At 74.1% G+C, this 20,065-nt stretch carries 15 protein-coding genes and 2 pseudogenes; 6 read left to right on the forward strand and 11 right to left on the reverse strand.

Features of this window, described 5'->3' with window-relative positions; translation table 11 throughout:
• Positions 1 to 3: 3 nt before the first annotated feature.
• From GA0074694_RS28925 to GA0074694_RS28945, 6 genes and pseudogenes are all read right to left on the reverse strand, one after another.
• Complete coding sequence (locus GA0074694_RS28925; RefSeq protein WP_091463068.1) at positions 4 to 1,494, reverse strand: phosphatase PAP2 family protein; 1,491 nt, start codon at positions 1,492 to 1,494, stop codon at positions 4 to 6.
• Between the two features lie 77 nt (positions 1,495 to 1,571).
• Positions 1,572 to 2,573, reverse strand: coding sequence for a YihY/virulence factor BrkB family protein (locus GA0074694_RS28930; protein ID WP_091463069.1), 1,002 nt, complete (start codon positions 2,571 to 2,573; stop codon positions 1,572 to 1,574).
• The gene (locus GA0074694_RS28935) at positions 2,566 to 3,570 is read right to left on the reverse strand and encodes a diacylglycerol/lipid kinase family protein (RefSeq protein ID WP_245714965.1); all 1,005 of its coding nucleotides are present in this window, start codon (positions 3,568 to 3,570) and stop codon (positions 2,566 to 2,568) included. Before GA0074694_RS28935 ends, GA0074694_RS28930 begins: the two co-directional genes overlap by 8 nt.
• Before the next feature lie 91 nt (positions 3,571 to 3,661).
• A pseudogene (locus tag GA0074694_RS34405) lies at positions 3,662 to 3,868 on the reverse strand (Clp protease N-terminal domain-containing protein); the annotation flags it as partial.
• 168 nt (positions 3,869 to 4,036) lie between these two features.
• Positions 4,037 to 4,225, reverse strand: a pseudogene (locus GA0074694_RS34410) (Clp protease N-terminal domain-containing protein); the annotation flags it as partial.
• A complete protein-coding gene (locus GA0074694_RS28945; RefSeq protein ID WP_091463072.1) occupies positions 4,225 to 4,461 on the reverse strand; it encodes an HTH domain-containing protein in 237 nt (78 codons plus the stop codon). The gene GA0074694_RS28945 and the pseudogene GA0074694_RS34410, both read right to left, overlap by 1 nt.
• Before the next feature lie 266 nt (positions 4,462 to 4,727).
• On the opposite strand from GA0074694_RS28945, the gene GA0074694_RS28950 reads away from it, so the two are divergent.
• From GA0074694_RS28950 to GA0074694_RS28960, 3 genes are all read left to right on the forward strand, one after another.
• The gene (locus GA0074694_RS28950) at positions 4,728 to 5,558 is read left to right on the forward strand and encodes a universal stress protein (RefSeq protein WP_091463073.1); all 831 of its coding nucleotides are present in this window, start codon (positions 4,728 to 4,730) and stop codon (positions 5,556 to 5,558) included.
• A 136-nt stretch (positions 5,559 to 5,694) separates the two neighbouring features.
• A complete protein-coding gene (locus GA0074694_RS28955) occupies positions 5,695 to 8,097 on the forward strand; it encodes a phosphoketolase family protein (RefSeq protein WP_091463074.1) in 2,403 nt (800 codons plus the stop codon).
• Positions 8,094 to 8,957 carry a universal stress protein gene (locus GA0074694_RS28960; protein ID WP_091463075.1) on the forward strand — a complete coding sequence of 288 codons (864 nt, stop codon included), beginning with the start codon at positions 8,094 to 8,096 and terminating at the stop codon, positions 8,955 to 8,957. Before GA0074694_RS28955 ends, GA0074694_RS28960 begins: the two co-directional genes overlap by 4 nt.
• A gap of 47 nt (positions 8,958 to 9,004) precedes the next feature.
• Here GA0074694_RS28960 and GA0074694_RS28965 read toward each other — a convergent pair whose 3' ends face one another.
• Entirely contained in the window at positions 9,005 to 10,945 is a 1,941-nt protein-coding gene (locus GA0074694_RS28965) for a heavy metal translocating P-type ATPase (RefSeq protein ID WP_091463076.1), read from the reverse strand.
• Positions 10,946 to 11,134: 189 nt separating this feature from the next.
• On the opposite strand from GA0074694_RS28965, the gene GA0074694_RS28970 reads away from it, so the two are divergent.
• Positions 11,135 to 12,136, forward strand: a complete 1,002-nt coding sequence (locus GA0074694_RS28970) for an Acg family FMN-binding oxidoreductase (protein ID WP_091463077.1) — start codon at positions 11,135 to 11,137, stop codon at positions 12,134 to 12,136.
• A 146-nt stretch (positions 12,137 to 12,282) separates the two neighbouring features.
• Positions 12,283 to 13,956: a GAF domain-containing sensor histidine kinase gene (locus tag GA0074694_RS28975; RefSeq protein ID WP_425413676.1), complete on the forward strand. Its 1,674-nt coding sequence runs from the start codon at positions 12,283 to 12,285 to the stop codon at positions 13,954 to 13,956.
• A gap of 18 nt (positions 13,957 to 13,974) precedes the next feature.
• Here the strand turns inward: GA0074694_RS28975 and GA0074694_RS28980 are convergent, their stop codons facing one another.
• Positions 13,975 to 14,613: a response regulator gene (locus GA0074694_RS28980; RefSeq protein WP_091463078.1), complete on the reverse strand. Its 639-nt coding sequence runs from the start codon at positions 14,611 to 14,613 to the stop codon at positions 13,975 to 13,977.
• A 175-nt stretch (positions 14,614 to 14,788) separates the two neighbouring features.
• Between GA0074694_RS28980 and GA0074694_RS28985 the strand changes: the two genes are divergently transcribed.
• Entirely contained in the window at positions 14,789 to 15,763 is a 975-nt protein-coding gene (locus GA0074694_RS28985) for an Acg family FMN-binding oxidoreductase (protein ID WP_091463079.1), read from the forward strand.
• Positions 15,764 to 15,852: 89 nt separating this feature from the next.
• On the opposite strand, the gene GA0074694_RS28990 is transcribed toward GA0074694_RS28985, so the two are convergent.
• Genes GA0074694_RS28990 through GA0074694_RS29005 form a run of 3 tightly spaced genes read right to left on the reverse strand, consistent with a single transcriptional unit; the run spans position 15,853 to position 19,944 of the window.
• A complete protein-coding gene (locus GA0074694_RS28990; protein ID WP_091463080.1) occupies positions 15,853 to 16,485 on the reverse strand; it encodes a DUF6875 domain-containing protein in 633 nt (210 codons plus the stop codon).
• Complete coding sequence (locus GA0074694_RS29000) at positions 16,472 to 18,460, reverse strand: aminotransferase class I/II-fold pyridoxal phosphate-dependent enzyme (protein ID WP_218105834.1); 1,989 nt, start codon at positions 18,458 to 18,460, stop codon at positions 16,472 to 16,474. The genes GA0074694_RS28990 and GA0074694_RS29000 overlap by 14 nt, the downstream gene beginning before the upstream one ends.
• Positions 18,460 to 19,944 (reverse strand): multicopper oxidase family protein, encoded by a 1,485-nt coding sequence (locus GA0074694_RS29005; RefSeq protein WP_245714966.1) that lies wholly within the window; start codon positions 19,942 to 19,944, stop codon positions 18,460 to 18,462. Before GA0074694_RS29005 ends, GA0074694_RS29000 begins: the two co-directional genes overlap by 1 nt.
• Positions 19,945 to 20,065: the final 121 nt, after the last annotated feature.

Genomic DNA, 20,065 nt, shown 5'->3' on the forward strand with positions numbered 1-20,065 from the left:
GGCTCAGTCGACCCGGCCGGCCTTGGCCAACTCGTCGTCGAGGGTGTGCACGTCCTCGGACTCGATCGCCGGTCGGTTGCCCTCGGCCAGGTCGGCGTTGGGGCGGACCACCCAGTAGAGGATGCCCACCCAGCACGCGGTGAGCATCATCGCGCCCATGAAGTCGGTGGGGTGGTGCATGCCCCGGTACATCCGGGAGATCGCCACCCCGACCGGCATGACCACGGCGAGCCCGACGAACACCCAGCGCCACCAGCGGTCGGTACGCGGGAACACGACGATCGCGATGGCCACCCAGAGGCAGAGCGTCGCGGCGATGTGGCCGGACGGGAAGGACGAGGTGGGCATCGGCCCGTCCAGGTTCTCGATCGGTGGGCGGGGCCGGTCCACCGCCGCCGCGCTGGCCAGGAAGAGGCTCAGCTCACCGAACATGGTCAGCGCCACGAAGAGCACCGGTCGCCAGCGCCGCCAGACGGCCAGCACCAGGGGGCAGAAGACCAGCGAGATCAGCAGGATGGCGTGGGTGTCGCCGACCTTGCTCCACCAGTGGCTGACCTCGTCCCGGCCCGGGGTGCGCTGCTCGTCGAACCAGTTCGGCACGGCGGTGTCCAGGGCGGCGAAGAAGGTGCCGTCCGCGTGGTGGCTGACGAAGGTGCCGAAGGCGTAGAGCACCCCGAGCACCAGCACCCAGCCGATGATCAGCTCGGCCACGCCGGCCCGGGGGTGGGGCAGCAGCCGCTCCTCGTCGGGCGCGGGCGCGACGTCGCGGGCGGCCTCCGGTTCCAGGCCCTCCTCCAGCGGTACGGCGGGACGGCCGCGCTCCAGACGCCAGAGCCGGAAGGCGTACGCGGTGACGCCGAGCCAGGCCGCGCCGAGCAACCAGGCCCCGAGCACGTCGGAGACGAAGTGCACGCCGAGCGCGATCCGGGTGAAGCCGATCAGGGCGACGACCAGGGCGGTGAGCGCGACAGCCGGCTTGCGCCACCGGTGGGACATGGCGGGCAGGAAGACCAGCAGCAGCGCCCCGTACGCCACCATCGAGCCGAGCGCGTGACCGCTGGGGAAGCTCTCCCCGGAGTAGCTGCCGATGCGTACCTCGACCTCGGGCCGCAGCCGGTCGACCAGCGCCTTGAGTGTCGGGTCGAGGATGAGCGCACCGGCTCCGGTGACCAGCAGGTAGACGGCGAGGCGTCCCTGTCGGCGGATCAGCAGGCCGACCACCGCCACCGACACCAGCCAGAGGATCACCGCCAGGCCGCCGAGGTCGGTGATCGCGTTCAACACGGTGACCAGCGGGCCGTGCGGCGAGACCTGCTCGTTGAGCCACTCGGCGATCCCGTGGTCGACGTCGTAGAGGGGCGTCCACCGGCTGCGGACCAGCACGAGCAGCACCCCGAAGCCGACCCCCGCACCGAGCACCAGGGCCAGACCGGCGAGGCTACGTTCGGTGAAGTGTCCCAGGGGTCGACGCAGAACATCTCTCACCTCGGCCACGGCAGCCTCCCTTTTCGCCTCTGGCGTGCGGCTGTACCCGATCGGCCGGTTCGGTACACCCGCTGCGGGGCCGGGTGTCAGAGTGCGGTCATCTCCCCGGTGTCGTGGATCTGCTCCCGGTGGGCCTCCGGCTCCCAGAGGTCGGGCTGGGCGGGCTCCTGCACACCGATGCGTAGCGCCTCGAGCTGGGCGGCGAAGGCCAGCCCGCCGAAGAGCGCCATGCCGGTGAGGTTGGCCCAGATCAGCAGCGCCATCATCCCGGTCAGTGGCCCGTACGTCTGCCCGAAGTTGTCGCCGAAGGCCACGTAGGCGGCGAGCAGCAGGCTGGCCAGCCACCAGAGCACGGTGGCGATGGCCGCGCCGAGGAAGAGCCAGGACAGGCCGGGCTGCTTGCGGCGGGGCGCGTGCCGGAACAGCACCGCGACGGCGAGGACGATCAGGCCGAGGCTGAGCGGCCAGCGCAGCACGGTGAAGACGTTGTGCGCGGTGTCGCCCCAGGCGTAGTGCCGGCGTACCGAGTCGGCCAGCGCGCCACCACCGACCAGGATGAGAAAGCCCACCAACGCCGGCAGGCCGGCGGTGACGGCGAGCACGGCGGCCCGCAGGTACTTCCACAGCGCCGGGCGGTCCCGCTCGACGCCGTAGATCCGGTTCGCACCCCGCTCGATCTGGGCCATGGTGGAGGTCAACGCCACCAGCCCGGTCAGTAGACCCAGGGTCAGCGCCAGCTCGCCGGCCCGCTCGGTGCGCTCCCGGTCGCTGAGCAGTTCCCTGACCATCTCGTCGCTCGCGCCGGGGCTGAGGGCGAGCACGGTGTCCGCCACCACCTCGCCGCCCTCCTCGACGCCGAGTTCGCTGATCAGGCCGGTGAGCGCGATCATGAACGGGACCACGGCGAGGCAGAGCTGGAAGGCCAGGGCGCGGGAGTGGCTGAAGCCGTCGCCGTAGCGGAACCGGACGAAGGCGTCCCGCAGCAGGCACCACCCGCCCTCGCGGCGCAGGGTGTGCCAGGCGTCGTCGGCGGAGAGTTCCTCGTCCGCCATCAGCCGGGTCTCGGGGACGATCCGGGTGCTACTCACGGCGTGCCTCCTCGACCCGCTGTTCACCCCGCTCCGCCACCGCGTCCGCGTCGTCGGCCAGGTCGGGTGCCTGCGCCGGACGCGGTACGCAGAGCCACAGCGACCCGGGGCGGATCTCCGCCCGCAGCACCCGGCCGGGTTCGATGAGGTCGCCGTCGAGTTCCCGGGGCTGCGCCCGGTTGCTGGTGATCTCGACGTGCCGCCCCCGGAAGACCTCCATCCGGGGCACCCGACCGCGGCGGCGCATCACCGCCCACCCCAGCGCCAGCCAATGCCGCAGCGTACGCGGGGTGAGTACGGCGACGTCGAGGTAGCCGTCGTCCGGTTCGGCCTCGGTCAGCAGGGTCACCCCGCCCTGGAGCCGCCCCACGTTGGCGACCAGCACCGAGCGGGCGCGGCGGCGCACCGGGGGCCGGTCGTCGATGCGGATGCTGACCTTCATCGGACGGTCACGCAGGTGGCGGGCGGCGCCCACCACGTACGCGGGCCAGCCGATGCGGGCCTTCGTGGTCTCGGAGGTGTCGGCGAGCATCTGGGCGTCGAAGCCCATGCCGGCCATCACCACGAAGTGGTGCTCGTCGACGGCGCCCACGTCGAGGCGGCGGCGACCCCGCTCGACGGCGACCTCCAGCCCGGCGGCGAGGTCGCCGGAGAGACCGAGGTTCGCCGCCAGCAGGTTGCCGGTGCCCTGCGGGAGCACGGCCAGGGCCACCTCGGTGCCGACCAGAGCGCTCACGCAGGACATCACGGTCCCGTCACCGCCGCAGGCGAAGACGACGTCCACACCGGCAGCGACGGCCTTCTCGGTCTGGCCGCGGCCCGGGTCCTCGACGGTGGTCTCGTACCAGAGCGGCTCGGGCCAGCCCGCGGCGGTCAGGGTCTCGTCGACGATGCGCCGCAGCTCGTCGAGATCGGCGACCTTGACCGGGTTGACCACCACGGCGGAGCGCAGCCCGCCCTGGTCCGCGTCGTGCCGTCCGCCCTCTCCAGCATCCACGGCGCAAGTGTGCAGCAATGTGGCGTCGGCAGCGACCCGGCGGAGCCCGTCGTCGCACATGCCACAGGAGGTTTCGGAAACCGGGCGGTGGTCAGGCCACCGCCCGCACCGCCGCCTCGACCCGGCGGCGCAGGTCACGCAGCTCGACGCCGGCCTCGTGGAGGACCTGCGCGGCCACCCCGTCGCCCTCCCGGAGCAGGCCGAGGAGGATGTGCTCGGTGCCGATGTGCCGGTGGCGCAGGTGCAGCGCCTCCCGCAGGGCCAGTTCGAGCACCTTCTTCGCGCGGGGCGTGAACGGACCGGCGACCTGCCGGCGCCACCAGCCCCGCCTGCGCGGGGGCACCGGCCGGCGGAGCGCGCCCGGCCCGAACGACTCCTCGATCCGGGCCTCGATGGCGGCGAGGTCGATGCCGATCTGCCGCAGCGCGGCGGCGTCGGCCTCCCCGAGGACCGCGCTCCGGTCGACGTACCCGGCGATCCGGGCCCGCAGGTCGTCGGCGTGGACGCCGCCATCGGCGAGCACCCGGGTCGCCAGGGCGTCCGGATCGGCGAGGAGGGCCAGGAGCAGGTGCCGGGTGCCCACCGACTCCCGGCCGGCCTCCTCCCGGGCCCGCCGGACCACCTCGCGCGACCGGGCGGTGAACCGTTCGAACATCACGCCTCCCAGGAGTGATCGACCGCCGGACGCCCGGCGTGCTTCTTGTGGACCGCCTGCCGGCTGACCTCGAGCGCGTCGGCGATCTCCTGCCAGGACCAACCCGCCCGTCGGGCGTTGTCCACCTGGACCACCTCCAACCGCTCCAGCAGCCGGCGCAGGGCGAGCACGGCCCGCAGCCCGACCCGGGGGTCGGCGCTGCCGGCCGCGGCCGCGAGTTCCGTCGCCTGACTCATGCTGTCAATCTACGTTGACAGCCTCCCGTTCGTCAACTGCGGTTGACAGAGCAACGCCGGAACCCGGGCCCGCACCGGCTGGACGGTGCGCGGGGGCTTCCCGGACGGGCAGCTTGGTAGGAGGGGTCCCCTGCTACCGCTTTTTGTCGAGCAGGGGACCCCTGCAAACACCCCAGCCGCCCGCCCGGTTCCGTCGACTCGCCCCGACGGCGGCGACCACGCCACTACTGTCGGCCATGACAGGGTGACGGTCGGGAGGTGACACGGTGAGCGCAGCCGCCGACGCGCCCGTCGTGGTCGGGGTGAGCGGCACGGAGCAGAGTCTGCCGGTGGTCCGCCTGGCTGCCCGGGAGGCCGCCGAGCACGGACGCCGGCTGCACGTGGTGCACGCCTTCAACTGGGAGGCGGCGCTGGCCGCGCCGAGCCTCGCCGGTGCCCGATCCGAGGCGGAACGGGCGATCGACCGGGCGGTCGAGGTGGCCGGCGAGGTGGCCCCGGACCTGCCGGTGGAGGCTCAGGTCGTGGAGGGCGCGGCGGTGGCGGCGCTGCTGCGGCACTCCGAGTCGGCCTTCCTGGTCGTCGTCGGCGACGGCGGCATGACCGCCCGGGACTGCGTGACGACCGAGGCGGCGGCCGTACAGGTGGCGGCCCGGGCCGGCTGCCCCACCCTGGTGGCCCGGCTCGATCCGCCCCCGGACGGCCCGGTCCTGGTCGGGCTGGACGGCTCGGCCACCTCCCGGTTCGCCCTGGACTTCGCCCTCGACTGCGCCGGCCGGCACGACGGCCGGCTACGGGCGGTCCGGGTGATCGAGCCGGACGACGACGCCACCCGGCCCGGGCAGGACGTCACCGACCTGCTCACCGAGCGGAGACGGGCGCACCCCACGGTCGCCGCCGAACCGGAGGTGCTGCGCGGCGACCCTGGCCAGGTGCTCATCGACCAGTCCCGGACGGCCCGGCTGGTGGTGGTCGGCACCCGGGGGGACCAGCCGTGGCGGGGCCTGCTCGGCGCGGTCAGCCAGTCGCTGCTGTACCACGCGCCCGCCCCGGTGGTGTTGGTCCGTGGGGTCACCGACGCACCCCTGGAGGCATCGTGACCAACGGGCCGTCCCGCCCGGCGGTTCCGGGACCAACGACCCTGAACCCACCGCCGCGCCCGGGGAAAGCTGAAGCCACCGGACGGATCCGTTGTTCCGGATGCAGGATTCCCCGACCCGCGAGAGGCTTGCGCAGATGGACACCGCTCTGGAGCCGCACGGCCCACTGACCGACGACGAGTTGCGCCGGCTGGACGCCTACTGGCGGGCGGCCAACTACCTGACGGTCGGCCAGATCTACCTGCTGGACAATCCGCTGCTGCGGGAGCCGCTCACCGTCGACCACGTCAAGCCCCGACTGCTCGGCCACTGGGGCACCAGCCCCGGCCTGAACCTGCTCTACGCGCACCTCAACCGGGTGATCGTCGACCGTGACCTGAGCGCCATCTTCGTCACCGGTCCCGGCCACGGCGGCCCCGCCCTGGTGGCGAACACCTGGTTGGAGGGCACCTACAGCGACCGGTACCACTCGGTCGAGCGGGACGAGGCGGGCATGGCGAAGCTGTTCCGCCAGTTCTCCTTCCCCGGTGGCATCCCCAGCCACGTGGCCCCGGAGGTGCCGGGCTCCATCCACGAGGGCGGCGAGCTGGGGTACGCCCTCAGCCACGCCTACGGTGCCGCCTTCGACAATCCCGACCTGCTGGTCGCCTGCGTGATCGGCGACGGGGAGGCGGAGACCGGCCCGCTGGCGGGCAGCTGGCTGTCCAACGTGTTCCTCAACCCGGCCCGCGACGGCGCGGTCCTGCCGATCCTGCACCTCAACGGCTACAAGATCGCCAACCCGACGGTGCTGGACCGGATCCCCACCGACGACCTGCTCGCCATGATGCGCGGTTTCGGCCACGAGCCGTACGTGGTGGAGGGCGACGACCCGGCGCGGGTGCACCAGGTGCTCGCCGCCACCCTGGACCGGGCGGTCGACGAGATCACCGCCATCCAGCGCCGGGCCCGCTCCGGCGAGGCGGTCACCCGCCCCCGCTGGCCGATGATCATCCTGCGGACCCCGAAGGGCTGGACCGGTCCGGACGTGGTCGACGGCAAGCAGGTCCAGGGGACGTACCGGGCCCACCAGGTGCCGTTGTCGGGCATCCGCGACAACCCCGAGCACCTCGCCGCGCTGGAGCGCTGGCTGCGGTCGTACCGGCCGGAGGAGCTCTTCGACGCGACCGGCGCACCGGTGGCCGAGCTGGCCACCCTGCCGCCGACCGGGGACCGGCGGATGAGCGCCAATCCGGTCACCAACGGCGGCCAGGTGCTGCGCGACCTGGTCCTGCCCGACTTCCGGAAGTACGCGGTCGACGTACCCGAACCGGGGGCGCCCGGGATCGGCGCGACCGGTGCCCTCGGTCCCTGGATCCGCGACGTGATCACCGCCAACCCGCAGACGTTCCGCCTGTTCGGCCCGGACGAGGTCGCCTCGAACCGGCTCGGCGCGGCGTTCGAGGTCACCGACCGGGCGTTCGTCGCAAGCACCGGGCCGGACGACGACCACCTCTCCACCGACGGACGGGTGATGGAGGTCCTCTCCGAGCACCTGTGCCAGGGCTGGCTGGAGGGCTACCTGCTCACCGGGCGGCACGGCGTCTTCACCAGCTACGAGGCGTTCATCCACATCGTCGACTCGATGGTCAACCAGCACGCCAAGTGGCTGAAGGTGACCCGGGGCATCCCCTGGCGGCAGCCGGTCGCCTCGCTGAACTACCTGCTCTCCAGCCACGTGTGGCGGCAGGACCACAACGGCTTCTCGCACCAGGACCCGGGCTTCATCGACCACGTGGTCAACAAGAAGGCCGAGGTGGTCCGGGTCTACCTCCCACCGGACGCCAACACCCTGCTCTCCACGATGGACCACTGCCTGCGCAGCCGGCACTACATCAACGTGGTGGTCGCCGGGAAGCAGCCCGCGCCGAACTGGCTGACCATGGACGAGGCCGTCGCGCACTGCCGGCGCGGCCTGGGCATCTGGGACTGGGCCAGCACCGACGAGGGCAGCGAACCGGACGTGGTGCTCGGCTGCGCCGGGGACGTGCCGACCCTGGAGACCCTCGCCGCCGCCGACCTGCTCCGCCGGCACCTGCCCGACCTCAAGGTCCGGGTGGTCAACGTGGTCGACCTGATGCGGCTCCAGCCGCCGTCGGAGCACCCGCACGGGCTGCCGGACAGCGAGTTCGACACCATCTTCACCCGGGACAAGCCGATCGTCTTCGCCTACCACGGCTACCCCTGGCTGATCCACCGGCTCACCTACCGCCGGACCAACCACGACAACCTGCACGTACGCGAGGAGGGCACCACCACCACGCCCTTCGACATGGTGATGCTCAACGACCTGGACCGCTTCCACCTGGTCATCGACGTGATCGACCGGGTGCCCGGACTGGCCGCCCGCGCCGCGCACCTGCGTCAGCTGATGGTCGACGCCCGGCAGGAGTGCCGCGACCACACCCGGCGCTTCGGCGAGGACTCCCCCCGGGTGGTGGAGTGGCGCTGGATCCGCGAGACCGACCCGAGCACCGCGAACGAGGGGCAGGCATCATGAGCGGCGAGGAGATCCTGGTCGGCTACGACGGCTCCCCCGACGCGGCGGCCGCCCTGGCCTGGGCGCTGGACGAGGCCACGCGGACCGGGCAGACGGTGCGGCTGACGTACGTGTTCGAGTGGCTGACCGTGGGGGGTTGGATCGCCCCCGGCGTCGCTCCCGGCGCGTGGCCGGACGCCGCCGCGCGGCAGCAGGTGGAGCAGCTCGTCCAGCAGGCCGTCACGGACGCCGCCACGGCCAACCCGGGGCTGACCGTGCGCGGCGAGGTGTCCGACGGGCCACCCGCGCTGATGCTCCAGGAGCGCTCCGCCGAGGCGGCCCTGCTGGTGCTGGGCAGTCGGGGCCACGGGGGCTTCACCGGCCTGCTGGCCGGCTCGACCGCGGTCTCGGTGACCGCCCACGCGCACTGCCCGGTCGTGGTGGTCCGCGGCGACACCCCGACCGCCACCGGGAAGCGGGTCGTGGTCGGGGTGGACGGTTCCGAGTTGTCGCTGGTCGCGCTCGGGTTCGCGGTGGAACGGGCCGCCGGGCGGGACGCCCCGCTGCACGTGGTGCGGACCTGGGCCCCGGCCCAGTGGCGGGCCCAGGGCTTCGACCCGGACGAGGCACAGGCTGCCGAGCGGGCCAGCCTCGACGAGTCGCTGCGACGGTGGCGGGAGAGCGTGCCGGGCCTGACGGTGACCACCGAGGTGCTCGCCGGGAACGCCGCCTCCGTGCTGGTGGAGGCGAGCCGGGACGCACAGCTCGTGGTGGTCGGCACCCGGGGGCGGGGCGGCCTGCGCGGAGCGCTGCTCGGTTCGGTCAGCCAGCAGGTGCTCCAGCACGCGCACTGCCCGGTGGCGGTGGTCCGCGAGCGGTGACCGGGCCGCCACCGTTCGGCCGGGGCCGGTGACCACCTACTGGCGGCTCAGCCGGACCCGGTGGAGCCGTCGCCGGACGGGACGGGGGTGACCTGGTCCTCCCCGTCCCGGACCGGCTGCGGGCCGCCGCCGAGCGCCCGCAGCGCGTTGAGGATCACCACCACGTCGATCCCCTCCTGGAGGAACGCCCCCGCCACCGGCGGCAGCCGACCGGCCGCCGCCACGACCATCGCCACCAGCGCCAGCCCCATCCCGACGGTGGCGCTCTGCACGGCGATCCGGCGCGCGCGCCGGGCGATCTCGACGGCGTCGGCGAGCCGGTCCAGCCGGTCCACGGTGAGCACCGCGTCGGCGACGTCGGCGGAGGCCCGCGCCCCGGTTGCCCCCATCGCCACCCCGACGTGCGCCTCGGCCAGCGCGGGGGCGTCGTTCACCCCGTCGCCGACCATCACCGTCACCGCCCGCCGCGCCTCCTGACGGACCCGGTCGGCCTTCTCCCGGGGCGGGCACCGGGCCACCACGTCGTCCACCCCGACCACCCGGGCGACCTGGTCGGCGACGCGCGGCCGGTCGCCGGTGAGCATCACCACCCGGGTCAGTCCGGCCCGACGCAGCCGCCGCACGGTGCGGGGAGCGTCCGGGCGCACCGGGTCCTCCAGCACGATCACCCCGAGCGGGCCCTGCCCACCGCTCACCCAGACGGTGGAGCGGCCGGTCCGTTCGGCGCGTTCCCGCACCTCCCGCGCCCAGTCGGGCAGCCCGTCGGCGAGCTGGCCGACCCGGACCACCCGGCCGTCCACCCGGCCCCGGACCCCGCGACCGGGCTCCTCGGTCACCTCGGTCGGCTCGGTCAGCGACAGGCCCCGCTCGCGCGCCTGCCGGACCAGGGCCGCCGCCAGCACGTGCGGGGAGAGCTGCTCCACGGACGCGGCCAGCCGTAGCACCTCGTCGCGGTCACCGCCGGGCGCGGTGACCGTCTCGGCCGCCCGGGGCCGGCCGGCGGTGAGCGTCCCGGTCTTGTCCAGCAGCAGGGTGCGGGCCCGGCCGAGCAGTTCCAGCGAGCCGCCGTCGCGGACCAGCACCCCGCGCCGGGCTGCCCGGGACAACCCGGAGACGACCGCGATCGGGGTGGCCAGCAGCAGCGGGCAGGGCGTCGCCACCACCAGCACGGCGACGGCCCGCACCAGGTCGCCGGCGAGGAGCCCGGCCAGCCCGGCCAGGGCGAGGGTGAACGGGACGAACGCCGCCGCGTACCGGTCGGCCAGGCGCACCATCGGCGCCTTCCGGGCGGTCGCCTCCTCGGCCAGCCGGACGATCCCCGCATACGTGCTGCCGGCCGCGTTCCGCGTCGCCCGCAGCCCGAACCCGGCCCCGGCGTTGACCACCCCGCTGGCCACCCGTTCCCCCGCCGCCCGCGCCACCAGCCGGGACTCCCCGGTCACCACCGACTCGTCGAGGGTGGCCGTCTCCTCGACCGTGCCGTCGACCGGCACCACGTCACCCGGGCCGACCAGCAGGCGGTCGCCCGCCGCCACCACGTCCAGCGGCACCTGCTCGATCCCGCCGCCGGGTCGGCGCCGCCGCGCGGACCGGGGTGCCCGGGCGAGCAACGCGCGCAGGTCCCGGGTCGCCCGGTGCTGGGCGTACGTCTCCAACGACCGGCCGGTGGCGAGCATCAGCGCCACCACCGCCCCGGCCAGGTACTCCCCGACGACCAGCGCACCGACCAGGGCGAGTACGGCGACCACGTCGACGCCGAACCGCCGGTGCCACAGCTGCCGCAGCATCGACCCGGTGGCCGGCACCAGGGTCAGGACGGTCGCCGCGGCCCACAGCAGCCCGGCGACCTCCCGTCTCCCGGCCAGCCAGAGGCCCGCGCCGGCCAGCACCACGAGGGTGAGACCGGCCAGCGGCAGCCACTCCCGCCACCGCCAGCGGGGTCGCCGGGGGCCGACCGGCCGCTCCGGGACGCATTCGCTGTCCCCCACCCGTGGATCGTCTCAGCCACGAGGGGTGGCCGACCCGGGTTCCGGCGGTTCGACCGGGCCGGAGGAGCCGCGCCACGCCGGCCGGGGGCATCGTGCGGGACCGACGGTGATGGCGCAGGATGGAGCCGCAAGCCGGCCCGAAGCACCGCTCGGGTGCGGCACGATGGGGTGGAGAGGAAAGGTCGTTACATGAGCCACGAGACGCCGGCACGCTCGCTGACCACCGCGTACGCGGAGGCCGCCGCCACCGCCGGTTACGCCCCCTCGGTGCACAACACCCAACCCTGGAGCTGGCGGGTGCTGCCCGACGCCCTGGAACTGCGGGTGGCCTCCGAGCGGCGGCTCGCCGCGACCGACCCGGAGGGGCGGCTGCTCGCCCTGAGCTGCGGGGCCGCCCTGCACCACGCCCGGGTGGCGCTCACCGCCGAGGGCTGGACGCCGGCGGTGGACCACCTGCCCGACCCGGCCGACCCGGAGTTGCTGGCCCGGCTCGTCGGCTCCCGCCGCGCGGAGCCGGACCCGGAGGCGATGCGGCTGGTGCAGTGCATGCAGGTCCGGCACACCGACCGCCGACCGGTCAGCGAGGAACCGGTGTCCACCGCCGCGATCAGCGAGATCGTCCAGGCGGCCGGCCTCGCCGGTGGCCGCCTCCAGATCCTCGACGGCGACCAGGTGCTGGAGGTGGCCGCCGCGGCCGCGCACGCCGGCGCGGTCGAGGCGGAGGACCCGCAGCTGCGCGAGGAGCTGGCGTACTGGACCAGCCGGGCCGGCACCGGCACCGGTCTGCCGCCGGAGGTGCTGCCCGAGCAGGCGCCGCAGACCACCGTCCCGGCCCGGGACTTCGGCCGGGCCGGCACCCTGCCGATCGGCCCCGGTCACGACCGGAGGGCCGTGTACGCGCTGCTCCACGGTGACGAGGACGAGCCGGACAGCTGGCTGCGGGCCGGCGAGGCGCTCTCCGCCGCGTGGCTGGCCGCGACCCGGCTCGGGGTGTCCGTGGTGCCGTTGAGCGGGGTGGTGGAGGTGGCGGGCACCCGGCAGACGCTGCGCCACCTGCTGGCCGGGCTCGGTTTCCCGTACCTGGTGCTGCGGCTGGGCATGGCCGACCCGGCGCACACCGGTCCCCCGCACACGCCCCGGCTGCCCGCCGCCCAGGTGGTGGACACCTCCGCCGTGCGGGGACGGCCCTGACGGCGGGGACGCGCCCGGAGCGCCGCATCCCGGAGCCGGAGGTCGCCGGGTCACCTCCGGCGATCTTCGGGCGGTAGCATCCCCTGGTGGCCGCACCCGCGCACGATCCGTCGTCCGAGCAGCACCAGGGCACGCCGTCGCTGGGCCTGAGCCCGCTCTCCCGGGTCCGCCTCGACGAGCTGCTCCAGGAGATGCTCGACCGGGTCGGTGACGTGGTCACCAGCCGGGAGCGGCTCCGCGCGCTGCTCGACGCGGTCGTCGGCATCAGCACCGACCTCGACCTGCACAGCACCCTGCAACGGATCGTGGTGTCGGCGTGTGAGCTGGTCGGCGCGCGTTACGGCGCACTCGGCGTGATCGGGCCGGACCGGACGCTGCACGACTTCATCGTGCACGGCATCTCCGCCGAGACGCACGCGACCATCGGGGACCTGCCCCGTGGCCGGGGCGTGCTGGGCCTGCTCATCGACGAACCGCACCCGCTGCGCATGCCCGACATCACCCGGCACCCGAAGTCCTACGGGTTCCCGCCGAACCACCCGCCGATGCACACCTTCCTCGGCGTCCCGGTCCGCATCCGCGACCAGGTCTTCGGCAACCTCTACCTGGCCGAGAAGCAGGGCGGCGCGCAGTTCACCGAGGACGACGAGGAGATCGTGGTCGCGCTCGCCGCGGCGGCCGGCGTGGCGATCGAGAACGCCCGCCTCTACGCGCTGGCCCACCGCCGCGAACGCTGGCTCGCGGCGACCGCCGAGATCACCTCGGTGCTCCTCGGCGAGGTACGCCGGACCGACGCGCTGGCCCTGGTGGCCCGCCGGGCCCGCGAGGTCGCCGACGCCGAGCTGGCGTTGGTGCTGCTCTACGACGAGGACGCCGACCAGTTCACCATCGAGGTCGTGGACGGCCCCGGCGACCGGGTGCGGGAACTGCTCGGCTCGGTCCTCCCGGCCCGGGAGACCACGTTCCGCGGATCGGTCACCGAGCACCGGCACGAGCTGCTGGAGAACCTCGCCGAGGCGGCGCCCTGGCCGGCGCCGGTGACCGCCGGGCCGGCGGTGGTCTCCCCGCTGGCCGCCGGGGACACCCTGCACGGCGTGCTGGTCACCGCGCACCTGCCCGACCGGGACAGCACCACCGACGACGACGTGGCCCTGCTGCGCAGCTTCGCCGGCCAGGCCGCGCTGGCCATGGAGCGCGCCCGGGGGCAGGAGGAACGGGAGCTGCTGGTGGTCCTGGAGGACCGCGAGCGCATCGCCCGCGACCTGCACGACGTGGTGATCCAGCGGTTGTTCGCCACCGGGTTGCAGTTGCAGAGCGCCGCCCCGATGTCCGCCCGCCCCGACATCGCCAAGCGGATCAACGCCGCCGTGGACGACCTGGACGCCACCATCCGGGACATCCGGCGCACCATCTTCGAGCTGCGGACGCCGATGAGCGCGGCGCTGCGCACCGACATCCGCGAGGCGATCGACGCCGCCGCCGAGTCCCTCGGGTACCGCCCCGAGCTGGACCTGGTGGGGCCGATCGACAGCGCGGTGCCCGAGTCGATCCGGCCGGACCTGCTGGCGGTGCTCCGCGAGGGCCTCTCCAACGCGGTGCGCCACGCGCGGGCGGACCGGGTCGGCGTGCGGGTTCAGGTCGACGCGGGCCGGGTGACCCTGATCGTCGCCGACGACGGCGTGGGCACGGACCCGGCCGCCGCCCGCAGCGGACTGGTCAACCTGCGCGAGCGGGCCGAACGGCTCGGCGGCGGGTTCACCATCCGACCGGTCGACCCGCACGGCACCGAACTCTGCTGGAGCGTCCCCCTGGGTGACTGACGCCGCCCTGTCGGGCGGTCAGGGTCGCTTGCCGAGCAGGCGGGTGGCCAGCACCGCCGCCTGGGTGCGCCGCTCCAGGCCGAGCTTGGCCAGCACGCTGGAGACGTAGTTCTTGACGGTCTTCTCGGCGAGGAACATCTTGCCGGCGATCTCCCGGTTGGTCAGCCCCTCGGCGACGTACTCCAGGATCCGCCGCTCCTGCTCGGTGAGGGACTGGAGTTCCCGGGGCTGTTCCACCCCGCTGCGGATGCGGTCCAGCACCCGGGTGGTGATCGCCGGGTCGAGCAGGGACTGCCCGGCCGCCACCCGGCGGACCGCGTCCACCAGGTCGGTGCCGCGGATCTGCTTCAGCACGTACCCGGCGGCACCGGCCATGATCGCCGCGAACAGCGCCTCGTCGTCCTCGTACGAGGTGAGGATCAGGCCCTTGATCGACGAGTCGACGGCCCGGATGTCCCGGCAGACGTCGATGCCGTTGCCATCGGGCAGCCGGGCGTCGAGGATCGCCACGTCCGGGCGGAGCGCCGGGATACGGCGGGTCGCCTCCTGAGCGGAGCCGGAGTCACCGACCACCTCGATGTCACCGCTGCTGGTGAGCAGGTCGGCGAGGCCACGACGGACGACCTCATGGTCGTCGAGCAGGAACACCCGGATCATCCCTCGTTTGTACCCCGTTCGGCTGGGCACGACACGGGCCGAAGGTCCCGAACGTGGACCCGGTGTCGGGCAGCTGGTCCCGACGGGTGGGGACGTCCGGCCCTGCCCGCTGACCACGCCGGCGACGCATCGTGGAGACCTGGGAGAAGCACCCACGTCCGGAGGGAGCAACACCATGGACGCCGGCTACACCGTCGAGCAGCTGCGGGCCGCGGCGGCGGACGCCGTCCGGGCGCCGTCGTTGCACAACACCCAGCCGTGGCGGTTCCGGCTGCACGAGGGGGGCATCGAGATCGTCGTCGACCAGGCCCGCCGGCTGCCTGCCAGCGACCCCACCGGCTGGGGGGCGCGGATCGCCTGCGGGGCGGCCCTGTACAACCTGCGGCTCGCCCTGGCGGCGGCCGGCACCCCGGCGTCGGTGCGGCTGCGGCCGTACCCGGGCGAGCCGGACGTGGTGGCCCGGCTGGTGCCGGACCTGCCCCGCCGCCCCACCCCGGCCGAGCGGAGCCTGCACGGCGCCATCGGGCACCGGTTCAGCAACCGCCGGCCGTTCTGGCCCGACCCGGTGCCGGCGGACATCCGGTGGCAGCTCGGCGAGGCGGCGCGGGCCGAGCAGTGCTGGCTCGAGCTGGTGATCGGCACCAGCGCGGTGAACGCCTTCGGCGAGATCGCCCGCAGCGCGCACCGCGTGCTGGACCGGGACCCGGACTACCGGGCCGAGCGGGCCGAATGGACCCGCGCCGAGCCGGCCCCCGACGGCGTGCCGGCCGCAGCCGGCGGCCCGCAGAGCGAACCGCAGGACCTGCTCCCGCAGCGCGGGTTCGGCAACCTGCACCGGGCACCCGGCCGGGACTTCGAGCCGGAGCCCCTGGTGGCCGTGCTCATCGCGGCCGGCAACACCGCCACCGACCAGATCATCGCCGGTCAGGCCCTGCAACGGGTGCTGCTGACCGCCACCGACGCCGGCCTGGCCGTGTCGATGCTCTCCCAGCCGATCGAGGTGCCCAGCGCACGCGAGCAGCTGCGCCTCTCGCTGGGCCGGTTCGGCACCCCGCAGATGGTGATGCGCATCGGGTTCGGCCAGCCCGGGTGGCCCACCCCGCGCCGGATGGTCGACGACGTGCTCGACCTGCCGGTGTCGCGGCTCTGACCGGGGCCGCCGCCCCGGCCGGGACCGCACGTCGCGGCCCCGGCCGGGATAGACGTTCCGCGCGGCCGTCGGGCGGTCGCGCCGACAGGTCAGCCGGACACCACCCGGTGACTCAGGTGGCTGCGGACCCGGGCCGGCAGGTGCCCGGCGAACCGGTTCACCCAGGCGTCGAAGTGCCCCGCCGAGTCGGTCAGGAAGGGCAGGTCATAGACCAGCATCCGGCGTACGGCCAGCAGCGGCACCGGCGACCGCAGCGGCCGGAAGTCCTCGTTCCACAACCCCGGGTTGGGGCAGTACGGGTGGAACTGCCCGACCATCAGCCCCTCGGTGACGAACTCGTCCTTCACCCGGGCCTGGAGCGCGTCCAGCGGCCCGGGATCGGTCCGGTCGACGTCCGGCAGCACGAGCAGGTAGGTCAGCAGCTCCGCCTCGTCGTCCGGCAGCGTCGCCACGGTCCGCTGGTAGCGGTCGCGCAACGCGCCGACCGCCGCGCTGATCCCCGGCACGTCCGTCACGCCGGGCAGTTCCGCGAGGTACAGCAGGTCCCGGCGTAGCGCCGGGGCGGTGTACGGGCAGACCGAACCGGTACGCCCCAGCTCCGGGTGGGGCGCGACCAGGTAGCGGACACACCACTCCAGGACCGTACGCAGCGTGCCGGCTGCCGGGTCGGCCCGCACCTCGGAGGCCGACCGCAGTCGCGGCAGCGGGTCAGTGCCGGACACGGGGCACCCGCCACATCGGTTGCAGGGTCGGCCCGTCGGGCAGCCGGATCGCCGGGCCCCGGGGGCGGAACCCGTACCGGCGGCCCAGCGCCCGTCCACCAGCGGAACTGGCATCGGCGTGCGCCGGCAGCCCCTGGTCGTCGCAGTGCCGCAGGAATCCCGCCAGCAGCAGCGCGCCCCACCCGGACCGTTGCCGGTCCGGTGCCACACCGGCGAACGACACGTGGTGGTGCGGCACCGCCGGCCGGTGCGCGTCGAGCAACCCCAACACGGTACGCAGGGCTTCGGCGTCCTCGCCCGCCACGGCGTCCAGCCGCTCGGCGAAACCGGCCGGCTCCGGGGTGTCCGGGCCGGTGGTGAGCAGTACGGCCCCGAGGTCGACGGTGGTCCAGACACCGTCCGCGCCGAGACTCAGGTCGTAGAGCGCCCGGAAGAAGCCGGGCAGCGCGCGGCGCCGCCGCCGCGCGTCCGGAAAGATCCACACCGCGATCGGATCGTCCCGGAACGCGGTGGCGAGCAGCGACACCAACGGTTCCGCGTCGGCCGTGGTGCCCCGGCGGACGCCCCGGTCGGTTGCGGTGGCGACGCCAGCGGCGGCGGTGTCCACGGTGTCCATCAGTCGCCTCCCTTCACGGCGAGTTCCTCGATGCGGGCGTGCAGCGTGTCCAGGTGGGCCTCCGCCTCCGGCTTCATCACCACGCTGCGCAGCACCCGCGCGTGCGCGGCGTCCCGGACCAGGTCCGGGCGCCGCCGGCCGAAGTCCTCCGCGTCGACCCGCAGCGTGCTCAGGTAGACCGGGTCGACCGGGTCGTGCATCCCGGAGTGCAGCACCCGCCGGGTGGCCTCGTCCACACCCGACAGGGTCGGCCGGCGGGGGTGGTACGTGACCGATGTCCAGGTCCGGCTCCTGGTACAGGTCCAGGTACGGCGAGTCGGCCAGCAGCGCCGCCCACCGCCGGGCGGTCCGCCGGGGCACCGCCAGGACCCGCCCCAGCCCCTCCGGGGTGGGCGGCAGCAACCGGAAGGTCAGCCACAGCGCGGCCGCCGCCGCGCCGGCCCGGGAACACTCCAGGCTGATCTCCCCCAGGTGCAGGTCACTCGGGGTGAAGTAGGTGTACGGGGAGTCGTGCAGGTAGTACCGGGCGACCGCCGGGTCGGCGAAGAGCACCGCCCCGCACCCGTACGGCTGCAACCCGTGCTTGTGCGGGTCGACCACCACCGAGTCGCAGTGCCGGATCGCCGCCCACGGCTCCGGCCGGACCGCCCCGCTGCCGGCGAGCAGCGTGAAGAACCCCCCGTACGCCGCGTCGACGTGCACGCGGACGTCGTGCCGTTCCTTGAGGCGTACCACCTCGTCGATCGGGTCGACGGTGCCGGTGCCGGTGGTCCCGGCGGTGAGCACGACGGTGCCGACCCGGCCGGTGCGCAGCAGTTCCTCCAGCGCCTCCAGGTCGATCCGGCCGTGGTCGTCGACCCGCACCGGGTACGCCTCGACGCCGAGCAGCCGGCACATCCGGGCGTGCGTGAAGTGGCTCTCGACGCTGAACGCGATCCCCCGGCCGGGCCGGGCCTGCCGGGCCACCCAGAGCGCCTCCAGGTTGGCGATGGTGCCGCTGGTCGTGAGGTGACCCAACGCGTCCGGCCTCCCGAACATGCCGGCGAGTTGGGCGACCACCTCCCGTTCCATGTCGGTGGTGGCCGGCCCGCCCTCCCGGGCGTGGTTGTTCGGGTTGAGCAGCATCGCGGACAGGTAGCCGACCACCGCCGCAGGGTGCGGCGGCCGGACCATCTGGCCGGCGTACCGGGGGTGGAAGAACGGATAGTTGTCCCGCATCCTGCGGGTGAACTCGTCGAAGGCCGCACCGAACGCCGAGTCGTCGACCACCTGGGACGGGTGCGGGGCGACGGAACCGAATTCCGCCGCCCACCCGTCGACCGCGTCGACCGCGCGGGCGAGCCAGTGTTTGAGGTCCATCAGGCGGTCTTGTTCACGACCTCGAACTGCGCCATCATCCCGAGCGAGGAGTGCTCCGGGAAGTGGCAGTGGAACGCGTACTTGCCGGTGAAGCCGGAGAAGGTGGCCTGCACCCGGACCGTCGAGCCCGGCGGCACGTGCACCGTGTCCTTCCAGCCCGCCTCGCCGGGGGCCGGCGGCACGCCGTCGCGGTCCAGCAACCGGAACTGCACCAGGTGCAGGTGGAAGTTGTGGTGGATGCCGAACGCGGTGTCCCGGTTGGTGACCCGCCAGATCTCCGTGGTGCCGTTGACCACCTGGACGTCCACCCGGGTGGCGTCGTACGTCTTGCCGTTGACGGTGAAGGCGAGCTTGCTCGGGTCGAAGCTGAGCGCGACGTCCCGGGTGACCGTCGCGGCCGGCAGCGCCGGCAGCGGGATCAGCCGGTCCGGCACCCTGCTGTCGTCCGTGGCCGGGCCGGTGACGTCGAAGCCGATCACCGGGCCGGAGGTGTCCTCCAGCACCACCCGGGTGCCGGCCGGCTGGCCGGCGAAGTCGACGACCACCTCGACCCGCTCACCCGGGGTCAGCCGGACCTCGGACACCGCCAGCGGAGCCGGCAGCAGCCCGCCGTCGGTGCCGATCTGGATCAGCTGACCCCGGTCGAGGCGCAACCGGAAGATGCGGTGCAGCGAGGCGTTGAGCAGCCGGAACCGGTACCGGCGCCCGGTCACCCGCAGGTACGGCTGAGGCTTGCCGTTGGCCAGGATGTGCGGCCGGTTGTCGGCGTTGGTCGGGTCGAAGACGAGCGAACCGTCCGCGCCGATCAGCGCGTCCCGCAACAGGATCGGGATGTCGTACTGGCCCGACGGCAGGCCCAGCGCCCTCTCCGCGTCGTCCTCGATCAGGTAGAAGCCGTGCAGGCCCCGGTAGATGTGCTCGGCCTCGGCGTGGTGGCTGTGGTCGTGGTACCAGAGGGTGGTCGCGTGCTGGAGGTTCGGGTAAGCGTAGCTGCGGGTGGCACCCGGCGCGATGAAGTCCATCGGGTGGCCGTCGTGGACGGCCGGGGTGAAGCCGCCGTGCAGGTGCACGTTGGTGGGGTTGGTGAGCTGGTTGGTCACCTGGAGCGCCACCGCCCGCCCCTTGCGGGCCCGGATGGTGGGGCCGACGAACTGACCGTTGTAACCCACCACCGGCGTGGCGAGTCCGGGCAGGATCTCGACGGTGCCCGCCCGCACCGGCAGCTGGTAGAGATCCGACGTGGAACCCACGTACGTCGGGCGCAGCACCGGGGGAACCGGCATGGCGACACTGAACGGCTCGACCAGCGGGGCGGCGGCGACCGTCCGCGCGTCCGTGCCACCGCCGCCCGCGTCGCCGTGCGCGTGGCGCTCGGCGGTCCGGTCCTCCCCCTTGAGGGCGGCACTGACCGACACCGCGGACGACACGGCCGCCACGCCGCCGACCGCGAGTCCGCCCAGGGTGAGCATGCGTCGTCTGTCCACTCTCTCCACTCTCCTTCACACGCGGGTCGACCGGGACGGACGCGGACGTCGCGCCGTCCCGCCCCGGGGAGACGCCATGCAAGACATCGGCGCTGGGCGGAGGCCGAATTCGCGTGGGTCC

The organism is Micromonospora inyonensis, assembly GCF_900091415.1.
Lineage (GTDB): Bacteria > Actinomycetota > Actinomycetes > Mycobacteriales > Micromonosporaceae > Micromonospora > Micromonospora inyonensis.